The organism is Helicobacter trogontum, from assembly GCF_000765905.2.
GTDB classification, from domain to species: Bacteria; Campylobacterota; Campylobacteria; order Campylobacterales; family Helicobacteraceae; genus Helicobacter_A; species Helicobacter_A trogontum.
Map to the genome: position 1 here is coordinate 26502 of NZ_JRPL02000016.1, position 21192 is coordinate 47693.

The 21192-nt window shown below is 32.8% G+C and carries 16 protein-coding genes; 9 read left to right on the top strand and 7 right to left on the bottom strand.

The features are described 5' to 3' along the window. Positions 1–207 precede the first annotated feature (207 nt). Positions 208–1233, top strand: a complete 1026-nt coding sequence (hemE, locus tag LS81_RS07045; protein WP_034346087.1) for a uroporphyrinogen decarboxylase — start codon at positions 208–210, stop codon at positions 1231–1233. A 186-nt stretch (positions 1234–1419) separates the two neighbouring features. Here hemE and LS81_RS07050 read toward each other — a convergent pair whose 3' ends face one another. The 4 genes from LS81_RS07050 to LS81_RS07065 all read right to left on the bottom strand — a co-directional run bounded on the left by LS81_RS07050 (position 1420) and on the right by LS81_RS07065 (position 6543). Further along, entirely contained in the window at positions 1420–3909 is a 2490-nt protein-coding gene (locus LS81_RS07050) for an endonuclease MutS2 (RefSeq protein ID WP_034346090.1), read from the bottom strand. Positions 3910–3929: 20 nt separating this feature from the next. Further along, positions 3930–4328: a hypothetical protein gene (locus tag LS81_RS07055; RefSeq protein ID WP_034317261.1), complete on the bottom strand. Its 399-nt coding sequence runs from the start codon at positions 4326–4328 to the stop codon at positions 3930–3932. A 705-nt stretch (positions 4329–5033) separates the two neighbouring features. Further along, the gene (locus LS81_RS07060; protein ID WP_034345889.1) at positions 5034–6137 is read right to left on the bottom strand and encodes an ABC transporter permease; all 1104 of its coding nucleotides are present in this window, start codon (positions 6135–6137) and stop codon (positions 5034–5036) included. A 46-nt stretch (positions 6138–6183) separates the two neighbouring features. Beyond that, a complete protein-coding gene (locus LS81_RS07065) occupies positions 6184–6543 on the bottom strand; it encodes a dihydroneopterin aldolase (RefSeq protein ID WP_034345887.1) in 360 nt (119 codons plus the stop codon). A 234-nt stretch (positions 6544–6777) separates the two neighbouring features. Between LS81_RS07065 and LS81_RS11295 the strand changes: the two genes are divergently transcribed. Together LS81_RS11295 and msrA are read left to right on the top strand one after the other, a co-directional pair. Beyond that, positions 6778–6915: a hypothetical protein gene (locus LS81_RS11295; RefSeq protein WP_161976749.1), complete on the top strand. Its 138-nt coding sequence runs from the start codon at positions 6778–6780 to the stop codon at positions 6913–6915. A gap of 1235 nt (positions 6916–8150) precedes the next feature. Next, positions 8151–8657: a peptide-methionine (S)-S-oxide reductase MsrA gene (gene msrA / locus LS81_RS07070; protein ID WP_034345884.1), complete on the top strand. Its 507-nt coding sequence runs from the start codon at positions 8151–8153 to the stop codon at positions 8655–8657. 515 nt (positions 8658–9172) lie between these two features. Here msrA and LS81_RS07075 read toward each other — a convergent pair. The 3 genes from LS81_RS07075 to ilvC all read right to left on the bottom strand — a co-directional run bounded on the left by LS81_RS07075 (position 9173) and on the right by ilvC (position 14382). After that, positions 9173–9904: a (Fe-S)-binding protein gene (locus tag LS81_RS07075; RefSeq protein ID WP_034345881.1), complete on the bottom strand. Its 732-nt coding sequence runs from the start codon at positions 9902–9904 to the stop codon at positions 9173–9175. Between the two features lie 893 nt (positions 9905–10797). Continuing rightward, positions 10798–12801, bottom strand: coding sequence for a methyl-accepting chemotaxis protein (locus LS81_RS07080; protein WP_138069888.1), 2004 nt, complete (start codon positions 12799–12801; stop codon positions 10798–10800). A 555-nt stretch (positions 12802–13356) separates the two neighbouring features. Beyond that, on the bottom strand, positions 13357–14382 hold the full coding sequence (gene ilvC, locus LS81_RS07085; RefSeq protein ID WP_034345729.1) for a ketol-acid reductoisomerase: 1026 nt from the start codon (positions 14380–14382) through the stop codon (positions 13357–13359). An 82-nt stretch (positions 14383–14464) separates the two neighbouring features. Here ilvC and LS81_RS07090 point away from each other — a divergent pair, with 82 nt between their 5' ends. The 6 genes from LS81_RS07090 to LS81_RS07115 all read left to right on the top strand — a co-directional run bounded on the left by LS81_RS07090 (position 14465) and on the right by LS81_RS07115 (position 21108). Continuing rightward, entirely contained in the window at positions 14465–17221 is a 2757-nt protein-coding gene (locus tag LS81_RS07090; RefSeq protein ID WP_034345731.1) for a phosphoenolpyruvate carboxylase, read from the top strand. 944 nt (positions 17222–18165) lie between these two features. Then, the gene (locus tag LS81_RS07095; RefSeq protein ID WP_034346837.1) at positions 18166–18576 is read left to right on the top strand and encodes a hypothetical protein; all 411 of its coding nucleotides are present in this window, start codon (positions 18166–18168) and stop codon (positions 18574–18576) included. 246 nt (positions 18577–18822) lie between these two features. Continuing rightward, positions 18823–19497: a ribonuclease domain-containing protein gene (locus LS81_RS07100; protein ID WP_233715868.1), complete on the top strand. Its 675-nt coding sequence runs from the start codon at positions 18823–18825 to the stop codon at positions 19495–19497. 10 nt (positions 19498–19507) lie between these two features. Further along, a complete protein-coding gene (locus LS81_RS07105; RefSeq protein WP_233715869.1) occupies positions 19508–19984 on the top strand; it encodes a hypothetical protein in 477 nt (158 codons plus the stop codon). Positions 19985–20184: 200 nt separating this feature from the next. Next, positions 20185–20619 (top strand): hypothetical protein, encoded by a 435-nt coding sequence (locus LS81_RS07110; RefSeq protein ID WP_104696456.1) that lies wholly within the window; start codon positions 20185–20187, stop codon positions 20617–20619. Positions 20620–20679: 60 nt separating this feature from the next. Beyond that, the gene (locus LS81_RS07115; RefSeq protein WP_034347745.1) at positions 20680–21108 is read left to right on the top strand and encodes a hypothetical protein; all 429 of its coding nucleotides are present in this window, start codon (positions 20680–20682) and stop codon (positions 21106–21108) included. The last annotated feature ends 84 nt before the right edge of the window (positions 21109–21192 follow it).

The window sequence follows — 21192 nt, forward strand, 5'->3', positions numbered from 1 at the left end:
CGCAATTCTTAATCTTCGCAAAACACTACAGCAAAAAACAAGCAGAATACCAAAGTAAAATGACAAATAGTAAGCTCTCTATTAATACCTAAAAGCATTCTATATTAATATCTCCAAGATCTTATAGAGATAAGAACAACACATATAATATTAACCACCCACACATATTTACACATTACAATACAACAAATATTATAAAGGATTGTGATGATTTTCATTGATGCATGTTTTAGGGAGAAGACACCATACACACCTATATGGATGATGAGACAAGCTGGGCGTTACCTAGATGAGTATAAGGAAACAAGAAAAAAAGCAAAGAATTTTCTTGATCTATGTCAAAGAGTAGATTTAGCCACAGAGATCACATTGCAACCTATTGATATTTTGGATGTGGATGCTGCAATTCTTTTTAGCGATATTTTAGTCATTCCCTATGAAATGGGGTTACCTTTAGAATTTAAAGAAGGGATTGGACCAAAATTTTTACAAACTATTGATAATGAAGAAAGTCTGCGGGTATTAAAACCAAGTGCATATAATCGACTTTCTTATGTGTATGAATGTGTAGATTCTGTGCGAAAAAAATTGCCAAAAAATAAGGCACTTATTGGCTTTAGTGGAGCACCATGGACTCTTGCAACTTATATGATAGAAGGTCATGGTAGCAAAAGCTATGAAAAAAGTAAAAAGATGATCTATCAAAATCCCAATCTCTTGCATGCCTTATTGCAAAAGCTTACAGAAGAGATCAAGCAATATCTTAGTATGCAAATAAAAGCTGGAGCAAATGCAGTTATGCTTTTTGATTCATGGGCAAATGCATTAGAAAAAAGTAAATATTTAGGGTTTGGTTGGTTCTATTTGCAAGACATTGCAAGTTATCTTAAAAGCACTTTTCCACAGATTCCAATCATTGCGTTTCCTAGAGGGGTTGGAGCATTTCTAGAATCCCTCCATGGCGAGTTTGATGTATTAGGAATTGATTGGCAAATTGACATGCAAACAGCAAAAGATAAAGTTGGAAACCGCTTTGTATTGCAAGGTAATCTCGAACCTGCAAGGCTTTATGATTATGATTCTATGAAAGAAGGAGTTATATCAATTCTTGAAGTCATGCGTAATTCTGGGCACATTTTTAACCTTGGGCATGGCATGATTAAAGATCTACCTCGAGAAAATGCTATAGCTTTAGTGCAGCTTGTAAGGGAACTATCAAGTAAATATATGTAGCAGAAGGATTTGCGAAATGAAGTGAGGAAATAAGAATATGAAGTTCTAATAAATATACAAAAATATATCAAAATCATAGATTAGGCAAGATATATACCCTCACACCATAAGAATCTGTCATTAAAATGATTTAATTCACAGACTTATTTTTCTAGTACAAAGGGTTTATAATAAAACCAATTATTCCTACAAATACACAATCTTAGCTCCCAAACCACCCATGTTTGGTGGTGCTTGCACATAGCCTCTTATATAATTACATGAATCTAGAAAGCCTTCCACCATTCTTTTTAAGATTCCATTACCCATACCATGCACGATAAGGACCTCGCTAAACTTTGCCATGATAGCTTGATTTATAAAATCTTCAAGTAACATTTGTGCTTCTTCTCTTGTATAACCATGCAAATCAAGTCTAGTTGTTGCCCTGATTTCTGCTTCTAGTTTATACCCAAGTGTAACTTGCTGCTTTGTCTGTGTAGCACTCATGGGTTTTAATGCCACACCTTGCACACCTTTCAATCGCACACCATTTTGCAACTCAATCGTATAAGAATCTTTATTTTGTGCAATGATCTTTGCTTGTTTATTTTGATATTGCACCACATCATTAATATTATATTTCTGTACAGATTCTATATGAATCCTTGGACTCTTTGCTTCATTTTTATGAGCCTTATTCAAAAGCTTATGGATATTTTTTACAATTTCTTGTGTGCCTTGCAATGCGTGATTGTCAAGCTCTTTTAGATTCTGCAACACCTTTAAATTCCCACTTGATTGCTTAGCCAACATTTTGATTTCCTTAATGGCCTCATTATAGTGCCGCTTTAAAGCTAAACTTTGCTCTTCAAAATTTGCTTTTAATTGCTTTTTTGCATTTTCGAGCTCTTGTATTTTAGAATCTTGCTCCTTTATCAATGCTTGAAGTTTGAGTGAATCTTGCCTATTTTTTGTGATCTGTGTATGCGACTCCTCGATTAATCGCTCTAGCTTGTTTGCTTCATCACCATGCACTTTTTTTGCCTCATTAATTATTTCCTGTGGGATTCCATACTGCTTTGCGCATTCCATTGCATAGCTCTTTCCTATACCTTCTGCAAAACTAAATGTAGGACATGCTCGTTTATAATCATACAAAGCTGCAAGCAATTTCGTATGAGCATTATCAGCCATTAATGCAGCCAAATGTTTATGATGTGTTGTGACAATAATTTTTACATTATTTTCTAAAAAACTTTCTAAAATCACCTTATAAAGACTAGCAGCCTCACTAGAATCTGTACCTATTTCAATCTCATCAATACCAAGTATCATATCTTTTTGCATTAATAATGTGCTGATTTCTTGTATTCGACCTGAAAATGTAGAAATGTCATTATGAGAATCTTGAGGATCTTGAGCAATAATATGGATATTTTTAATATATGGAATCTGTGATTTATGTGCATTTATACGCATGGGAATATAAAGCTTTGCACACCACAATGCACTCAAAATACTTTTTAAAAGCATAGTTTTACCACCAGCATTGACACCTGTAATCATCAAAAGATTGGTAGGCATTGCGACATTTATTGGAATGGGATTTTTTAAACTTGGATGTGCATATTCATGTAAAGTTATCGAGGTATTTTGTTTGTTTTCTGCAAATACAAATGAATAATTAAAATCTCTAGCAAAATGCAACCTTGCTAATGCCCTGTCCATAAAATCATATTCTGTATGCACAAAGCGTAAGAAATGTATATGCTTACTTAAAATCTTGCTATATTCTTTTGCAAGATATAAAAGCCTTTCTTCTATCTTGTCATGTAATATATGGATATGGGATTCTATATATTCCAGACTTGAGGGCACAATATAAAAAAATCCATGCATTGAGCGACCAACTACACGTGCATGTAAAACATTAGCATAACCAGCACGCACCAAAAGTGTTGCATTATCTTCAAAAAAATGGATTTGCTTATCAACAAGATATTCTTGGAGAGTGCTTGTATGTAATGTATTATATAGCGCTTCTTGCTTTTCCTTATGCTTTTTATCAAGAGCCTTATATAGAGCAAAAAGTTCACTATCAGCATGTTGGCTTAAGTATTTTGATGTATGGGGTGTTATTGCATTGTCTTTGGAATCAAATATAAAAAGTGTAAGTAAGGCTGTAATATCACTTGGAAAAACAAACTTTTGCATATACTCTTTTAAGTACTTATTATCTATATCATCTTTTTTTGCATAATCATAAAAAAACTTTACCATTTGCAAACATTGAAAAATATCATAAAGTCGTAACGTCCCGCCTTTTGCAAGACTTAAAATCTCATTATTAAGCAAACGCACCTTTGGTAATTGTAAAGTCCCTATATTATTGTATGTATCAAGTGCCTCTATTAATGCTTTTAATTTTTCATGTGAAGGAATATGTAATATATGGGATAACATTTTATCATGTATAAAAAATGTATGATGTTCGTGCATTGTGGTATGACCAACTTCTATCTGCCGAGCAAAATAAGTACTAAATGTTTGTAAAAAATCTTGTAAGCCAAGTTTGATAAGGGTTTGCTTCACGTGTGTTAGTGCACTAGAATCTGCTGTATCCTGTAAAGTCTGTGTAGCTGCTTTCGTGAATGGTTTAAACTTTTGTGTGGGCTGTTTTTTTCTTTTACTCATATTTTGCCTCTCCACCCTTCTTAGTCATTAATAAAATCAGAATCATAGGTTGTTACATGTTGTATGCACGAGAGAATGGGCACATTTAAGCCTTCCATAGAATCTTTACCTGAAAATAGATCCAAATCCTTAAAATACACAAAAGTCATCTTATTTACGTGTATTTCTGTATTATCCTGCATACAAACAAGGGTCTCATTGTCATAAAAAGCTTGTCGAAACTCTGCAATCTTTGCTTCTATAATACTCTGCTTATGTGCATGAAGCACCACACCACAAGCACAGCAAAATACTACTCCCACAATGCTATACTTGATTCCCTTTTTCATGCTCTCTAATTGGTATAAAACTCCACATAATATTGCAAAGCCAAAAACTACGCTTGTAATGATTACAATCAAATCAAATACATTTTGCACACAATCCCCTATCGCCCAATTGGCTCACATAATAAAAGCGAAATTATAACATTAAAAATAAAATGGGCTTTGACTTGCCTCTAGTTGATAAAGTCAAACATTTATAAGTGTTTAGAATCTAAAAACTCTTACTTTAACTCATATCAGATCTGCAAGTTATACTTATAGGGATTGAGCATATAAATGTGCTTTAATATTATAATATTTGGAATTTTTTAACTATATAAAAAACTATTGCAATCACATGTGTTTTTGAAAATATTTGATCTTAACTTGAAATAGGATTCTAGATGATTGTATGTGGAGAATCAAGCAAAGCTTCTTGTGCTATATTGCTTGTGTTTTATAATTTTACCTATATTACTTATCTAAACTTAAGCATGGCTTGTGTTTCTAGTTGTTTTATTATTGTAAATATATACAAAACTTCATGTATTAAAGTATATAAAATCTTTTTAGCCTTTTTGTTCACTAACGCTTACAGGGTATTTGTATACCGACAAATTTACAAAGTACTGGGATAATGCTAAAATACAAACTATCCTTTTTAATGAGCTAAAAACGAGTAAAACATAAAAACAACAAATATCTCTTTTAGTGTATTGCACCACAAACACATATCAGGGCTAGAGCATCAAATTATTTTTTACCCATTTATTTTTTACCCATATCCTTATGGATAAAGCATACACTTAAAATTTGGATTTACTTTGCAATAGAGCCCTTATTAATCCTTAAATAATACACGCAAACACCCACTACCAAAAAGAGCCAAAATGGTAACATTTGCACAATGATATTTAAACTATAGGCACTATCAACACCATAATTTGCTTGTTGTAAATACAACTTCATAAAATATGAAATGGGTAATATCTGACTCCAAAATGATGCAAACACTTCCATGCTATTTTGCGGATAGGTAATACCTGCAAAAGCAAGAGAAGGGGCAGTATAAGCTGCTATTGCACTAATTGTTGCTGAAGCATGCTTAAGGATTGAATGCAAACATATCACGATGCTAGATACTGCTCCAGCTAACACTATTAATCCAAGCAAAACAATATACATGTTTCCCTCTCGAGGATACCCCAATGCCCCAAAAACAGCAAGCATAATGATGCCCCAAAAAGATGCTACACTTATATTGAGCAATAATTTCAGTAGCAATGATTTTATATTTCTTGGTGTAGTGTTGATAAGATTTAGCATACCGACAGCCACTAGAATCTGCCACATACAGGGTAGCATAATAGTAAGCAAAAATTGCGCATAATCATTACGTGGATTAAAGAGAGCTTCTATTTTAGGGATAATAGGCATAGTCTTAGCTTTTGCAATATTTATATTTGCATCTTTTGCAAGATTCCTACCAACAGAACTTAGTGCATTAAAAGTTGTCAAAGCCTGCAACATCGCACTGTTTATTGCTTTACCAATAAGTAAAAACTGCGCATTATAATAAACACCAATATTAACACCTACACCTTTTCGGACATGTACTTGAAAATTATGAGGAATTACAACAATTCCATAGATTTTTCCCTGATTAAGGTCAACTTTTGCATCATGCAAAGAGTTATATTGTTTTACAATTTGTGTTGCCGGTACAGATTCTATGTAGAATTGCAAATCACGACTAAGCGAACTCCTATCATCATCAACAACACCAATAGGTAAATCCGTAGGTATACTATGAAAAAAAATGCTATATGCAAGTATGCCTAGGAATGGTGGCAACACAACCCAAACAATACAAAACATACGATATTGCTGCATATATTGTTTTATCACATTAAAATGATACATACTTCTCCAATAGCCACAAATGTATAAGTAATGCCAAGTATATCTTTTATTGCTTAATCATTATGCAATCATTCCTCTTGAATTTCGCCTTCATCCCCACCCTACAAGACTTTAGAATATCTGGTTTTTCTATATATAGAGTAAGTGAGGTTATTTCCTGAAAACGATTGAAACATGAAGTAGCGACATCATGCAGTGCCTCCTCAAGTAAGCCATAACATTTAGTTTGCACACACAACTTTATCATATCTGCGATCTCTGCATAATCTATATATGTATTGGAATCTCTATAGTAATATTTTATCTCCGCAGATAATTTTACCTTCTGCACCTTTTCTCTCTCTTTAGGCAAAATCCCAATAATTGCTTCAAAATTCAAATCTTTAATCAAAATACACATTTTCATATTATATGATACCTCATAGCAAAACATGTTACTAATTTAATAAAATAGATGTCAATATATAGAAAATATCGCATAATCTAGGAAATAAAATGATCATGAAGTAATCATACGTAAAAGATACTCCACCGATCATGCAAAAAAATGTGCAAAGCAATCAACAAGATTTTAACCGCTTGCCATCCATGCAAATTATGATAAATCTTTTAGAGCTTCTCACAACAAGATTACACCCAAATGTTTTTATCTCTACTTTATAAAATGCTGCATATTAAAAACCTATATAATGCTAAACATTGTATGCGAGAACAATTTTATGTCGATACGACAGGTAAAACCAATACCACGACAATAAAGACGTATGCGGTATTATAAATCACTTTAACAATACCATAGTATTATAAAAAAATAATCTTATAAAACTAAAAAAGCAAGCTTTATCAAAATTCAGACACTAACTCTCAATCACGGTTCACACACTAAATATTTTACATAGTCATCTAGTCATACCAAGTAATGAAATAATCATAGTAAAAAATAACAAGAGATACATTAAGTTGGAAAGAATAAATCTTATTTTATCTCTAATTTTAAACGAATTTCTCATTACAGAAGACTTGATAGACTCTTCTTATTTAGTGTGATGGCTACATTTATAACTAAACACATATCTATACACAAAGAATGATAATTTAACACAAAAGCAGGTGAAGAACATGGTCAAAATCAATGCTCTCATTAATATTGACAAAAGCATATGACAACGACTCTTACCAACTTAACAGCCATTGTCATAAAATAATAGCATATTCAAAGCAAAACAAAACATTAAAATTACTTGAGCTTTAAAAATATATTGAGAATTTTAAAAATGTTATTTTATTGTCAATGTATGATTAATCTTGATTTTAAGAAAGGGGGATGCAAAAAATAATCTTGCTATTTTTTCGCATTTAGGTTTTAATAAAAGCCTAAAAATTAATTTTCAAAATAATATAGAATATTTCTCCATATCATATATCTTCATAGCATACTACTTAACAAGATGAGTGCTTACTCACTATACAGATACAGATATAACTTTGATAATGAGAGAACACAAGAGAATATCACAATAACTAACAAGTGAAAACAAACTCAATAACTCTTTGTGGCATTAGCATTTATGTTTAATTCAGATATCAAACTTGTTCTTCTAACATATCCTAGGCTGACTCTTAAAGCCTCATCGCCAATGACAAATATTATGCCCTAATTTTTATTTTTAAACCTTTACTTCTTTCTTAAAATTTTATGAATCCTATTGCATAATAAAAGTTTTATTTAAACAAAAAACTCCATAGCTCCAACTTTATACAAACCCAGTTTTAAGAAAAAATTATCCATATAGATATTGAAAAATACAATATATCTGAAAGTCAGAGTCATAAAATACAGAATTTAGCATAAAAATTTAAGAATTTTTAATCATATTTTACTCGATTTCAAACAAATAACAAATAGTTTTTAAAAAAGATTCAAATTATCTATTTGTATTTTGTGTAGACAATGCTAGTAAGATTCTAAACTTAGCATTTATATATGATAAGAGAGAAAGTGAAAGGAATAAAATGGCTGTAATTTATCTTGCTGGTGGTTGCTTTTGGGGAATACAGGGCTATTTTGATAGAGTGCATGGTGTAATAGAATCAGCAGTTGGGTATGCGAACTCAAGAATCGCAAATCCTTCATATGAGCTTGTATGTAGTGGGAGTAGTGGGGCAGTCGAGAGTTTAAAACTAGAATATGATGATAAAATATTAACATTGCGTGAAATTATGGAGCGATTTTTATCCATCATCGATCCTTGTGCATTGAATTTTCAGGGCAATGATAAAGGTACACAGTATCGAAATGGTGTGTATTATATAGATGTGGGAGATAAAAGTATAATACAAGAATGTCTTAAACAATGGGAAGAAAAGCATAGCCTCAAGACAGTCACAGAAGTTCTACCTCTGGCTAATTTTTATTTAGCAGAAACATATCATCAAAAATATTTGGCTAAAAATCCAAATGGTTATTGTCATATTGATATAGATTCTGCTTTACAAAATTTTAAAAACGCGGTAAGATAAGTGCAAACTAAGGATAAAGCTAAGCTGCAGCCATACGCAACAAAAAGCTGTAAAAACAAAAGAAACTAGAATCTAATTTGACTTCCATCAATTAAACTATTATGATTTATATTTACTCCAATATACACTATATTAAGTCATATTAGCAAGTTTTAACTTGCAAATATGTTTTCTAAAATTTTTGATACTTTTACGACACCATAAAAAACGCTTAAGAAAACACACTTTTACAGGCTTCTATCCCTATGGAATCCTTTGAGTATTTTTATACATCAATATAAATGTGATGGTATACAATCGTCTATAAACAAGTAATCATAAAATTCAAGTCCAACCAATCTAATAAGCCTACAACATCAAATGTAAAAATTACTCCCATACTCATAAATTAGCGATCTATACAAGTATTTTTACATACATTAAAAACCTAACCGCTAGGTTTTACACTAATGGTAACTTCTAAGGATACAGATTCCGCAAAATATATTAAAAAATAATCTCAAACGAATCAATTACTATGCGATACCTATGCGTTGTGCAAGAAAATCATAAAGATGCATTGATTTAATATTTACATTCATCTTCGCCATAGCACCACTAATATTCATCAGACAACCAGCATCAGCAGACACCAAACAATCAACATTTCGTGCCTGTATGTCAGCAATTTTTTCGCTTACCATGGCACGGCTTATTTCTGGTTCTTTAACACTAAAAGTCCCACCAAAACCACAACACTCTTCTTCTCTCTCGAGCTCTATAAGCTCCACATTACTTAGACTTCTTAGGAGATTCTTGGCACTTGTTATACATTTTGCAACACGCAGAGCATGGCAATTTGAATGCCATGTTATCCTTATTGGTTCACCAACATCAAAATATCTCACCTGTAAAACTTTATCTAAATACTCGCTTAACTCATAAATTCTAGAACTAAAATGCTCAACTTCCTCTTCGTATTTTGTGCCATGAAACAACTCTTTATAATCTTCTCTCATCATGCCTGTACATGAACCGCTAGGAATTATGATAGGGTAATCACCTTGAAAAAGCTCCAAATTATGCAACACTACCTCTTTAGTCTCTTTATAATATCCGCTATTATAACTTGGTTGTCCACAACATGTTTGATCTTTTTTAAAAATTACTTCCACACCCTCTTTTTGCAAGAGTTGTATTGCATGTAAACAAGTATCAGCATAGGCGGCTGTACCTAGGCAGGTTGCGAAAAAATACACTTTTTTCATACACATTCCTTTCACATTATCTTAATATGATTACATTGTAACTTTAAATTTGTGAGTTTATCGGGAATTACATCATTTTTACAACATGGATATAAAAAATGTTTATTACAGTGACATGGGGCATGATTTATAGCCCTTTGGTTTATCAACTCACAACAGATACAACCCAAAGCAAGATTAATTAAAAAGATTTAAAGACTCTAAGCCGCATATTTAAGGCGTGATAGTAGCAAGTCCTTACCTATGTAGATACGAGATTAAACCTTAAGCATTACAAACTCCTATAAAATGCTATTTTTCCATAATCTTACAATTGATTAAACGCTTTTATGTTTTTTTTTGCATCCAACCTTATAGTTACGTTAATAAAGCCACCCACCTTATACTTCCCTAAGTATTCCTCACACACTTTACTCTCAACATCATTCATCATTTCATATGTAGCCCCACAATCTTCATGAGTTATCACATTAAATCAATAAACAAAAACAACCATATTATATTTTACATTATCTAGCAAAGGCTTATCTATTGAGTGGTAAAAATAAGCTTTTAACAAAAACTTGCATTTCATATGTTTATATCTTATATACCTAGATTGATCAAAATCTAGCATAAGCATAGTTTAACAATAACACATGTTCTTCATCATCCACCTAAGAATCAAAAATAAAATAAGCAATATATTTTGTAATGTTTATGAGTGCTTGTAGTCAAACCACATAAGTCTATGCGTATTATTGTAATAATCACCCATTCCCTGCAAACCAAGTTATTATTGCGGGAGACTTGCTTTAGCTGTAGATTTTGAAGCTTTAATCTTATTAGATCAGTTTTAAATCATGGATAAAAACTGATTTGACTGACTACTTTTTGTAAAACTATCTTGAACCTTAAAACTTCTTTCTATTAACATCTTCTAGAATCTTAACTGCAACAGAATCTATTGCATTGCTTATTTCTTGTGATTGATTTGCAATGACTACATTTTGTTGTGTTGTTTGTTCTAATTGAGAGATAGATTCATTAATCTGACTGATACCTTGTGCTTGCTCTTTAATAGATTCTGCCATATCATTAATGCTTTGCACTAAGATATTTGTATTTGCTTCAATCTCACCTAGAGATTTTTGTGTTCTCTCTGCTAGTTTTCTTACTTCATCAGCTACAACCGCAAAACCTCTACCATGCTCTCCTGCTCTTGCTGCTTCTATTGCAGCATTTAATGCAAGGAGATTTGTTTGATCTGCTATATCTCTAATAATACCTATAACATTTTTAATGTCTTCACTTTGTGTGATAACTTCATTTGTTCTGCCACTTACATTTTGCATTGAGCTTGTAATTTCTTCGACTGATGCTGCAGTTTGTTGTAATGAACTTGCTTGTGTGTTTGAGCTTTGTGTAAGTGCAGTTACTGCTTCTTCTAAATCTTTTGATTTAGATTCTAGTTCTTTAGCAAAGCCTTGACTTGTATAAAGCATCTTTCGAATCTCTTCACCTAAGGTGTTTGTCACTATATCTACTCTACCACTTGCATCTTTTACTTCTGTAGTAAAATCAAGTTTGGTATAAGATTCAAACACTCGATTAATCTCATTAAGGTTTTTACCTACTCCTACAGCTAAAAGATTTAATAACTCATTTACAGAATCTCTTAATTCATTTAATTGTGGACTATTTCCTTTTTGTTCAATAAGTCTATCAGCATGTCCTTGCTTTGCTCTATCTATGACTTGAAGAGATTCTGCTACAAGAGCTTTATCAGATTCTAATCCAAGCTTTGTTTTTTCAATATTGTCATTGATGGCTCGTGCCATGACACCAAATTCATCTACAGATGTAATATTTATAGTTCGTGCATTTGTCCTCTCATGATTCAAGAAAGCAAAGAAATCAATCAAACATTGTTGTATCTGAGTAATAGGACGCAAGAAAAAGCTAACAAGTCCAAAAAGAACCGCACTAGCAAACAATGCAAAAAATATCCCAATGCCAATTTGTGTATATCCATGCATTTCAATAGGTCCCTCTATATCATCAAGTTTTTCAAAGCTACACAATGTGTAAGGTGAAAATATCTTGTCATGCGAGGTTTTACACTGGGCAAGTCTAGTGACCCCATTATCTTCAATCTTAAATGGGACATACTCTTCCATCTTTGCAGATCGTTCCACCACTTCATCAAATATTGGATTCTTCTTCATAATAATCTCTGTATTAGTTGCAAGATATGGAATATTTTTATCATCAAGAACAAACATATGACTCTCATTTTTCTCACCTAAAAAGATGAAGTAATCCTGCAAAGTAGATAGCAAAATATCAACACCAACAACTGCCACAACTCTACTATCTTTTACAATAGGGTAAGCATAAGTAATGTGTGGCTTACCAGTTATTGAGTCTTCATAGACTTCAGTTTGATAGAGACCATTTTTCGCAACAGCACCAATATACCAAGGACGTTGTGCAGCATTGTAATCACTTGTATATTTACCACCACGCATTCTGTATGGCAAACCTTGTTTATCTGTCCCATCCTCAGACTCCACAACAACACCGCTAGGGAAACCTACGTAAGAATTTAGAGTGCTTGTTGAATGTCTATGTAATTGCAACAAGTGTCCAACCGCTCTTATTGCAACATCCTCATCCTCAAATGTGCTTAATGGTAGAGCATTAATAGAATCTGCTAAACCTTTTAGGGCAGTAGCGTATTTTTGATTAAAATCTTGTAAAATCAAATTTACTACACGCAATTCATACGCTTGTGACAACGTTGCGTCTTCCATGGATTGCCTTTTTTGCATAGTCATAGTAATCATGCTTAGAGCAATGATGCCAAACATAATAACCGCCACCGCAATAAGTGCAACTTTTGTCTTAATGCTCATCTTTCTCACAGGTTGCTCCTCGTCTCAAAGAATCTTATATTACAATACAATTTCTACACAACATTCACAGTGAATATTAGATACAAAATAAAACCTTTGTAATAAGCAGAATTATTCCATACGAATGGTTAAAGTTTATTTAAGTATATAAAGTTTATATTTGAATATATTGTTATTTTCTATAGTGTTACATTTTGATACTTAAAGCATATTTTCTTATACTGCTATTCATGTTATTATAGAAATAATTCCTAAAATATATTATAACACCACGATTGCAAGATTAATTACCCTAGAAACTCTTAATATACAATCATTTTAGCTGCAATAAATCTAGCTATATTTTCCTATGAAATTCAGTATGAAGATAATAAAAGAAGATAATAAAATGGGATATCAAAATGTGGGGGAGGCTTAAACTATAGCTGCAAGAACTATCTAATACAAACTTATTCACACCAAGTGAGAAATAAGTCTCGACTTATTTACAAAACATGCAAAAAATCATTCCATTAATTGCACATATATGGAAACAAAAATAAGATAAGTAGCTTTTTAGTTTTTATCTTTATCTACAAGCTTATTTGCACCAATCCAAGGCATCATTGCTCTAAGTCTACTACCTACATTTTCAATCTTATGGTTAGCTAGGTTTTTACGTTCAGCATTCATTCTAGCATACCCTGCTTTACGCTCTAAGATGAAATCTTTTGCAAAACGTCCTTCCTGAATATCACTTAGAATCTCTTTCATCGCCTTTTTAGATTCTGCATTAATAACTCTTGGACCACTTACCATATCACCATATTCAGCAGTATTTGATATGGAGTATCGCATATTCGCCAAACCTCCCTCATAGATCAAATCCACAATAAGCTTTAACTCATGCAAACACTCAAAATAAGCCATTTCCTCTGGATATCCAGCCTCCACAAGCGTCTCAAACCCTGCTTTTACAAGGCTACTCACACCACCACAAAGCACTGCTTGTTCACCAAACAGATCGGTCTCTGTTTCATCTTTAAAAGTAGTCTCGATAATCCCACTTTTACCACCACCTATTGCACTTGCATAGCTAAGTGCAATAGCCTTAGCATCGCCTTTACTTGTATCTTGCTCCACTGCAATTAGATCTGGTATCCCACCACCTTTTACAAATTCGCTCCGTACAGTATGTCCAGGAGCTTTTGGTGCCACCATAATTACACCTACGCCCTTTGGTGCCTTAATCTGCCCAAAATGAATGTTAAATCCGTGCCCAAATGCAATAATTTTATCTTCACTCAAATATGGTTTAATATCTTTTTCAAATACGTCAGCTTGCAATTCATCAGGGATCAAGATCATAATCACATCTGCAAATTTTGTTGCTTCGCTTACCTCAAGAACTTTAAACCCTTTTGCTTCAGCCTTGCCCCAGCTACTACCACCCTTATAAAGCCCAATAACCACCTCTACACCAGAATCTCTTAAATTCTCTGCATGTGCATGTCCTTGAGAACCAAAACCAATAACAGCCACTTTTTTGCGTTGAATAAGCCCTAAATCGCAGTCTTTGTCGTAATATACTTGTAATGCCATGTTACATTCCTTTAAATTTCATCTTAAAAAATAAAAATTTAGGTATATAATATCATAAAAATTACAATAAAAGGGGAATAGAATGCAACAAGAATTACATAAATATGAATTTTTGAAAACAATCCTGCTTGAAGTTATTGAAGAAAATAGCCCAGAAGTTAAAGAAATATTTCTTATGCTTTTTGATTCTCTGAGAGACAAGAATACTGATTCTGCAAAGTTTAAGGAGCTATTTCATAAGATAAGTGAAAGCGAATATCTCATGGGCGTTATCAAAGCATGTTCTCTGCACAATATTATTCTTAACATTTATGAGGAACAAGAGCAAGCTAAGATTGCAAGTGTATCCCGCAGTATTACCACTGCTTACAAGAGTCTTGAAGAAGAGGGATTTGATCGAATCGATTGCGACAGGGTATTGGAATCTATCAGATTCTATCCTGTATTTACTGCTCACCCCACAGAATCTCGCCGTCGCACTTTCCTTGAAGCACATCAAGAAATTACCAAAGAATTAGAAAAAATTGAGCAATTCTCTTATATGCCAAGCGAACAAATCCCTTACAAAGATCGAGAAATAACTCAAAGTAGAGAAAGCATTAAATATAGACTACATCTTCTATGGAAAAGTCATTTAGTACGCAGTGAAAAACTTGAGGTGATTTTTGAGCTTGATAATCTACTATTCATTATTGAAAATAGTGTTTTGCCAAGTGCTTTAAGAGTGCTTAATCAAATATCAGATAGACTAAATAAACCTCTAAAAATTTCCCCTATAAAACTTGGTAGTTGGATAGGTGGTGATAGAGATGGGAATCCTTTTGTCAGCAATGAAATGATGACGCGTGTCATGAAAATGCAGCATGAACTAATCATACAATCCTATATTAAAGAAATTAATAAACTCATAAGAGAACTCTCCCTATCTGTTGATTTTTGCATACCAAGTAAAGAATTGCAAAAATCACTACAAAAAGAAAAAGGCTATCTCAACCAGACTTCATTAAAACTGCATGAACGAGAGCCATTTCGCGCAAAACTTAATCTCATGAAACTCAAATTGCAAAACCACTTACTTAAAGTGAATGCAGCAAATGATATAGATTTTACCTATCAGAATCCAAAAGAGCTTTTAGAAGACATTGATATGCTAATTGCTTCGTTAGATTCCATTGCATCAAAGCGATTAAAAAGTTTAAGAAATCTTGTATTGCTTGGCGGATTTCATCTCATGCAGCTTGACTTTAGAGAGCACAGAGATATGTATATAAATGCGGTCACTGAAGTATTATGTTTGCTTGGTTACACAGATAGTGATTTTATGCACCGACATGAGTCAAAAAAGATTGAGATTCTCAATAAGGTTTTAAATGAACCACCATTGAATCTTAATAGTATTTTATGGGATGTAAGCCCACAGACCCGTCATACACTTAATGCCTTTCTAAGGATTTTATGGGCAAAAAAAACAATCAGTAAAGATATTTTAAAAAGTGTAATTGTATCCATGACGACAACTGCTAGTGATTTGCTTGCTGTGTTGTATCTTGCATATTGTAGTGGCTTGTGGCAAAAAGGCAAGGTAAAAACTACAGAGAATGGTGAATGCATAATAAAAGATGGCAAATCTGGAATCTTTATCACACCACTATTTGAAACTATAGAAGACTTGGAAAATGCACAAGAAATTCTAGAGATACTTAGTAAAAATGAACATTATAGGCAATATCTAAAAGATTCTGGGAATGCTCAGCAGATTATGATTGGCTACTCTGACTCTAGTAAAGATGGCGGTATTTTTACATCCAATTATTCTCTCTACAAGGCAATCTCAAATCTTGTAAAATTAGAGCAAAGATTAGGCATTCACTTTATGCTCTTTCATGGTAAAGGTGGTAGTATTAGTCGCGGTGGTGGGCAACTTGAAAGTGCCCTCCTAGCATTTCCAAGGGGTAGTATCGGCACAACACTAAAGACGACAGAGCAAGGCGAGATCATATCATCACGCTATCTCAATCCACGCGTAGCTATTAGAAGCTTTGCATTAACTCTAGCAAGTCTTTTAAAAAAAGCTGTGCATGATAACTTTTGTGCAAATGCAACAGATTCAAGCTTTGCTGATAAAAACATACAAGTAAAATGCAATGTAGATCCATACCTACCACGATTGGAAGAACTCTCTAGAATCTCGTATCGTACTTACAGGGATTTAGTATATGAAACGCCAAATTTTGTAACCTATTTTAAACATGCCACACCTATTGAATTTATACAAAACCTAAATCTAGGTTCTCGCCCAAGCAAGAGAAAAGATACGCAAAAAGTAGAAGATCTGCGTGCTATTCCTTGGGTATTTGCATGGACGCAAAATAGATCTATTATCCCTGCATGGTATGGCTTAGGCAGTGCATTAAAAGGCATAAACGATAAGCAATTGCTACAAGATTGCTACAATGATTCCATATTTTTCAAAACCACAATCGACAACATCGCACAAGGTTTTATTAAGGTGGATATGGAGATTGCTGCATTGTATAATGACTTCGTGCAAGACTTTGGTTTAAAACAAAGCATTTGGAGCAAAATCTATAATGAATATAACGAAACGCTTGAATGGCTACTCATCACTCGAAACGAAAATGAACTTTTAGATAGCAATAAAGAAGTAAGGGAGCCAATCTTGGCACGTATGCCAAATATTAAGGCTCTTAGTCTTTTACAAATCGAACTTGTAAGAAAATATAAACAAGCACAGTACCCAGATTTACGTCATCGCCTCATGGAGCAAATCCATGGCACAATCGTGGGTATCGCTCAAGGTATTAGAAATACAGGATGAGGCAAGGTGATAAGTCAGCAATGCAGCAAAGTATATAGTATATAATAATATCCTTGGAAGCATGAAATACAAGTAGAAAGGTATAAATCTAGCTAAGTATTTGCAACTCTTAGATATTAAGGATTAAAATAAACATGTTGTATTCAGTAATATGAAAAAACTTGCTTATCTAAGATTTTAATGGCGAATATTTTGTATTGATATATCTATTTAATTGTTACAGATATAAGAGGTGTAATGGATGGTTAAATAGTAGGAATGCGGGAGTGCTTTCTTAACAATTATAAAATACATCACACTTCATTTTATAACCAGCAAAGTCTTAAAACTTTGGGTTAAAAAAGATTGAATCATTTAGCTTAATGTAAATCCATTTTTGGGCAAGGATGTGAAATTTATTCTTTTCTTGCAATAAGTTTGTTGTAACATTTAGCAGTGTTACCTAAACACTACTACTCACTCTTCAATAAACCCTCCTGCCCATTATTGTTAAAGTCATTTTTGTCTATAGTATCTCACTCTGCCAACTCACTCATAATCATGTAGCTAAAACTTGTAAGAAAGCAATAAATGCAAGCTAAAGAACATGCATACCCCCCCCCCCCCATTTCTAAGAGCAACCCACCCTATTGCAAGCAATAATAATGGTTTTTAGCTTACCCAAAATAGCAGATGCAATAATAATCTCTTATATGAAATGGTATAGATAAACCCTATAGCGTGGTGGCAATCTCTATTATGCAACTAATCTCAGCCTAATATGTAATCCGTTAGATTCTTATGAAACTTCTCTCTCAAGCATAACAAATAAAAAATATTTGTCAAGAGATTATAGAATCTTCACAACGCACAAGGATAAGCGTTAATGAAAAAATGGGGATAAAAGCAAAATGATAAAGCAGATTCTACAATATATAGTGAATTTATTTAGAGAGGAGAAAAAGATGAATAGATTAAAAAATGGAATGAAAATTATTGATTATTATACACTCTATAGAGATGATATTAAGAGATTCGAAGTATGTCTTCTTAACTTTAACTACGAAGATGCATGCCCTTATTGCCTTAAACTTTTATCAAAATATAAGCAATATAATGTAGTTTTAAACAAAGATTTTTTATTTGGACCATCTGAGAGTATTTGGGATTTTACAATCAATGATATTCCATATACTTGGAAATTTGATTTAGATTTTGCAGAAAATCAAATTAGGCCCACACATCAATATTCACAAGATAAAACCCTAGAAAAAATTATGCAAGACTTATGTGATATTCTTAATATGCTTGTAGAAAATGGTGAATTAGAATCTACTGATGATACATCAGAGGATTGGCAACCAAAGCATTATTAAACTCTAAAAACAACACAAATGCATATTCTAAAGCCAACCCTACAGAATCTAAAGCAAAACCTCACACTTACACAACAATCAAACAAACATAGTTTCTAAAAACAAAAAAATAACACAAACAAAGATTCTAGTGCCATAGAATCCAAAATCTACCTCTTAGGTGAAGAAATAAAGATATATTTTAAAGAGTAATGGAAAGACAAACAAATTAGATTCTTTTCCTATCTTTATAAACCACATAAAGATGTGGGAGTTGATGTAGAAAAAAGAGTGTATCGCTATGACACCCAAGTAGTCCATACAAAGCAAGAGGAAAAAGCTTGGTATGAGAATGAAAAGCTATGGAATACCATAGATGCTGTATCATTAGGTGCTGCTTTTATCCCTGTGGGTGGTTGGACTGCTGGTGTGGGAATTAAAGCCGGTGCAGAAGGTGCAAAAGTTGCTATCCGTTGGGCTAGTAAGAAACTCACAACAAGAACTCTAAAACTAAGAAATACGCAAAACAAAATCACAATTCAACAATATGAGTATAAAATAACAAAATATATCACTCGTTCTACCAATAGAGTAGCTAAACCTAAATATCCAAAACAAAGCCTTAGCCAAATGCCACAGCATGTAAGAGCTAGGTATGAGGAAAGAGTAGCGAATAATTGGAAAAGAAGTAAAGGCAGGACAGGTAAAAGGCTTGAAGCAGGTAAAGATTGGCAAAACGACATAGCACAATTACCTACTAAAGATAAGCAGGGTAATCCTATCTTTTACAAAGAACATGATATAAGTATAGCATCCCATACAAATGGTAGAGGTGCAGAACGAATTGTAGTAGGACATAGTCAAGATGGCAATGTGTTGTATGACTATATCTACTACACACCAAATCATTACAATGATTTCATACATTTGATACCAAAATAAAGGATAAAAAATGATTAAATTAAAAGTTAAAGATGAGATTATGGAATATGGAATCTATACCATACAAAGCGAAAGTGAGATACCAAAGGAACTCATAGAAGACAAATATACTTTTTATGTCAAGATAAATGGCAAGGATATAAAAGATTATGAATTTGACTATATGGATATTATGCAAAATGCCTTTTTATTTCACACCAAAGATTGTGTGGGTAATCCCAATGCTTTTAGAGATTGGATGAGTGATTTAGGTTGGCTTACTTGCGATGATGGGAATGGCATGTTTTATAAAAACATTATCCTAGTCTTTGAACATTGGAATGATGTGGGTAAAGGTTGGTTTAGTAGTGGAGAAAAGCTAAGAGATAAGATACTAGAGGATTTTATGAGAGATGGAGGGATTTTAGAAATATTGTATGAACACAGAGAAGAATATTGGGAAGATTATGATAACCTTCAGGTTTTTAATATTTATCTTATCCCATAAACTTTTAGTAAAGATTCCAAATATAATTCTGCACAATATAGAAAACACGATATAAATTAAAAGATAAGTAGAAAGGCTAAAAGAGATTCTGAATAACTTCCAACAAGACATAATAAAGATGATAAACTTTTAAGAGACTATATCTACTATACAAGGTCATTACAAAACATTTGTGAAAATCATAGAATAAGGAGAATAGTATGAATTATGCTAAAAAAGACAATAAAGTGTATTTTGTAAAATCTATGGACGAAGTAATGCTAAAAGACGATAAAGACTTATTTATCGTTAAGCTAGATGGCTTAGAGCTTCACACCTTTGATGAGTTTGAAAAAACAGCTAGAAAAGCCTTTCAAACACCTACCGATGAAAGTATGTTTTGGCTAGATGAACCAGGAAATCCTTTTGTTGGTTGGATAACAGAACTTGAGTGGCTCTTAGATGCAGGATTTAATTCCTTTGCTTTGATTGTAGAGAATTGGAGTAAGACATTAGATAAAGAGCCGCAAAGAGAAAAAGAAATAGAATTTCTTTTATTTATATTTCAAGACATTTGCGATTTTTGGGGATATGAAGTTGTAAAGTGCGTTTCCTATGGAGAACCCAAAGACTTTAATATCTATTTGGTGGGCTAATATGCTATACACAAGATCATTATCAAACATTTGTGAAAATCATAGAATAAGGAGAATAGTATGAATTATGCTAAAAAAGACAATAAAGTGTATTTTGTCAAATCTATGGATGAAGTAACTTTGAAAGACGATAAAGACTTATTTATCGTTAAGCTAGATGGCTCAAAGTTGCATACTTATGATGAGTTTGAAAAGACAGCCAAAGCTGCCTTTCAAACACCCACTGATGAGAGTATGAACTGGTTAAATGAACCAGGAAATCCATTTTGTTGGATAGACGAATTAGATTGGCTCTTAGATGCAGGATTTAATTCCTTTGCGTTGATTGTAGAGAATTGGAGTAAGACATTGGATAGGGATAGTCAAAAGAAAAAAGAGAGTCTTTTATGGGATTTTAATTATATCTGTGATTATTGGGGATATGAACTTTTGGAAGTTAGGGGTGGCTCTATAGAACCAAAAGACTTTAATATCTATTTGGTGGGCTAGATTCTAATAAATCTCAAAAACCAAAGAGGACTTATAAAGAATTTGATATTATCCAATAGACATAACCAAGACGATTTGCAAGAA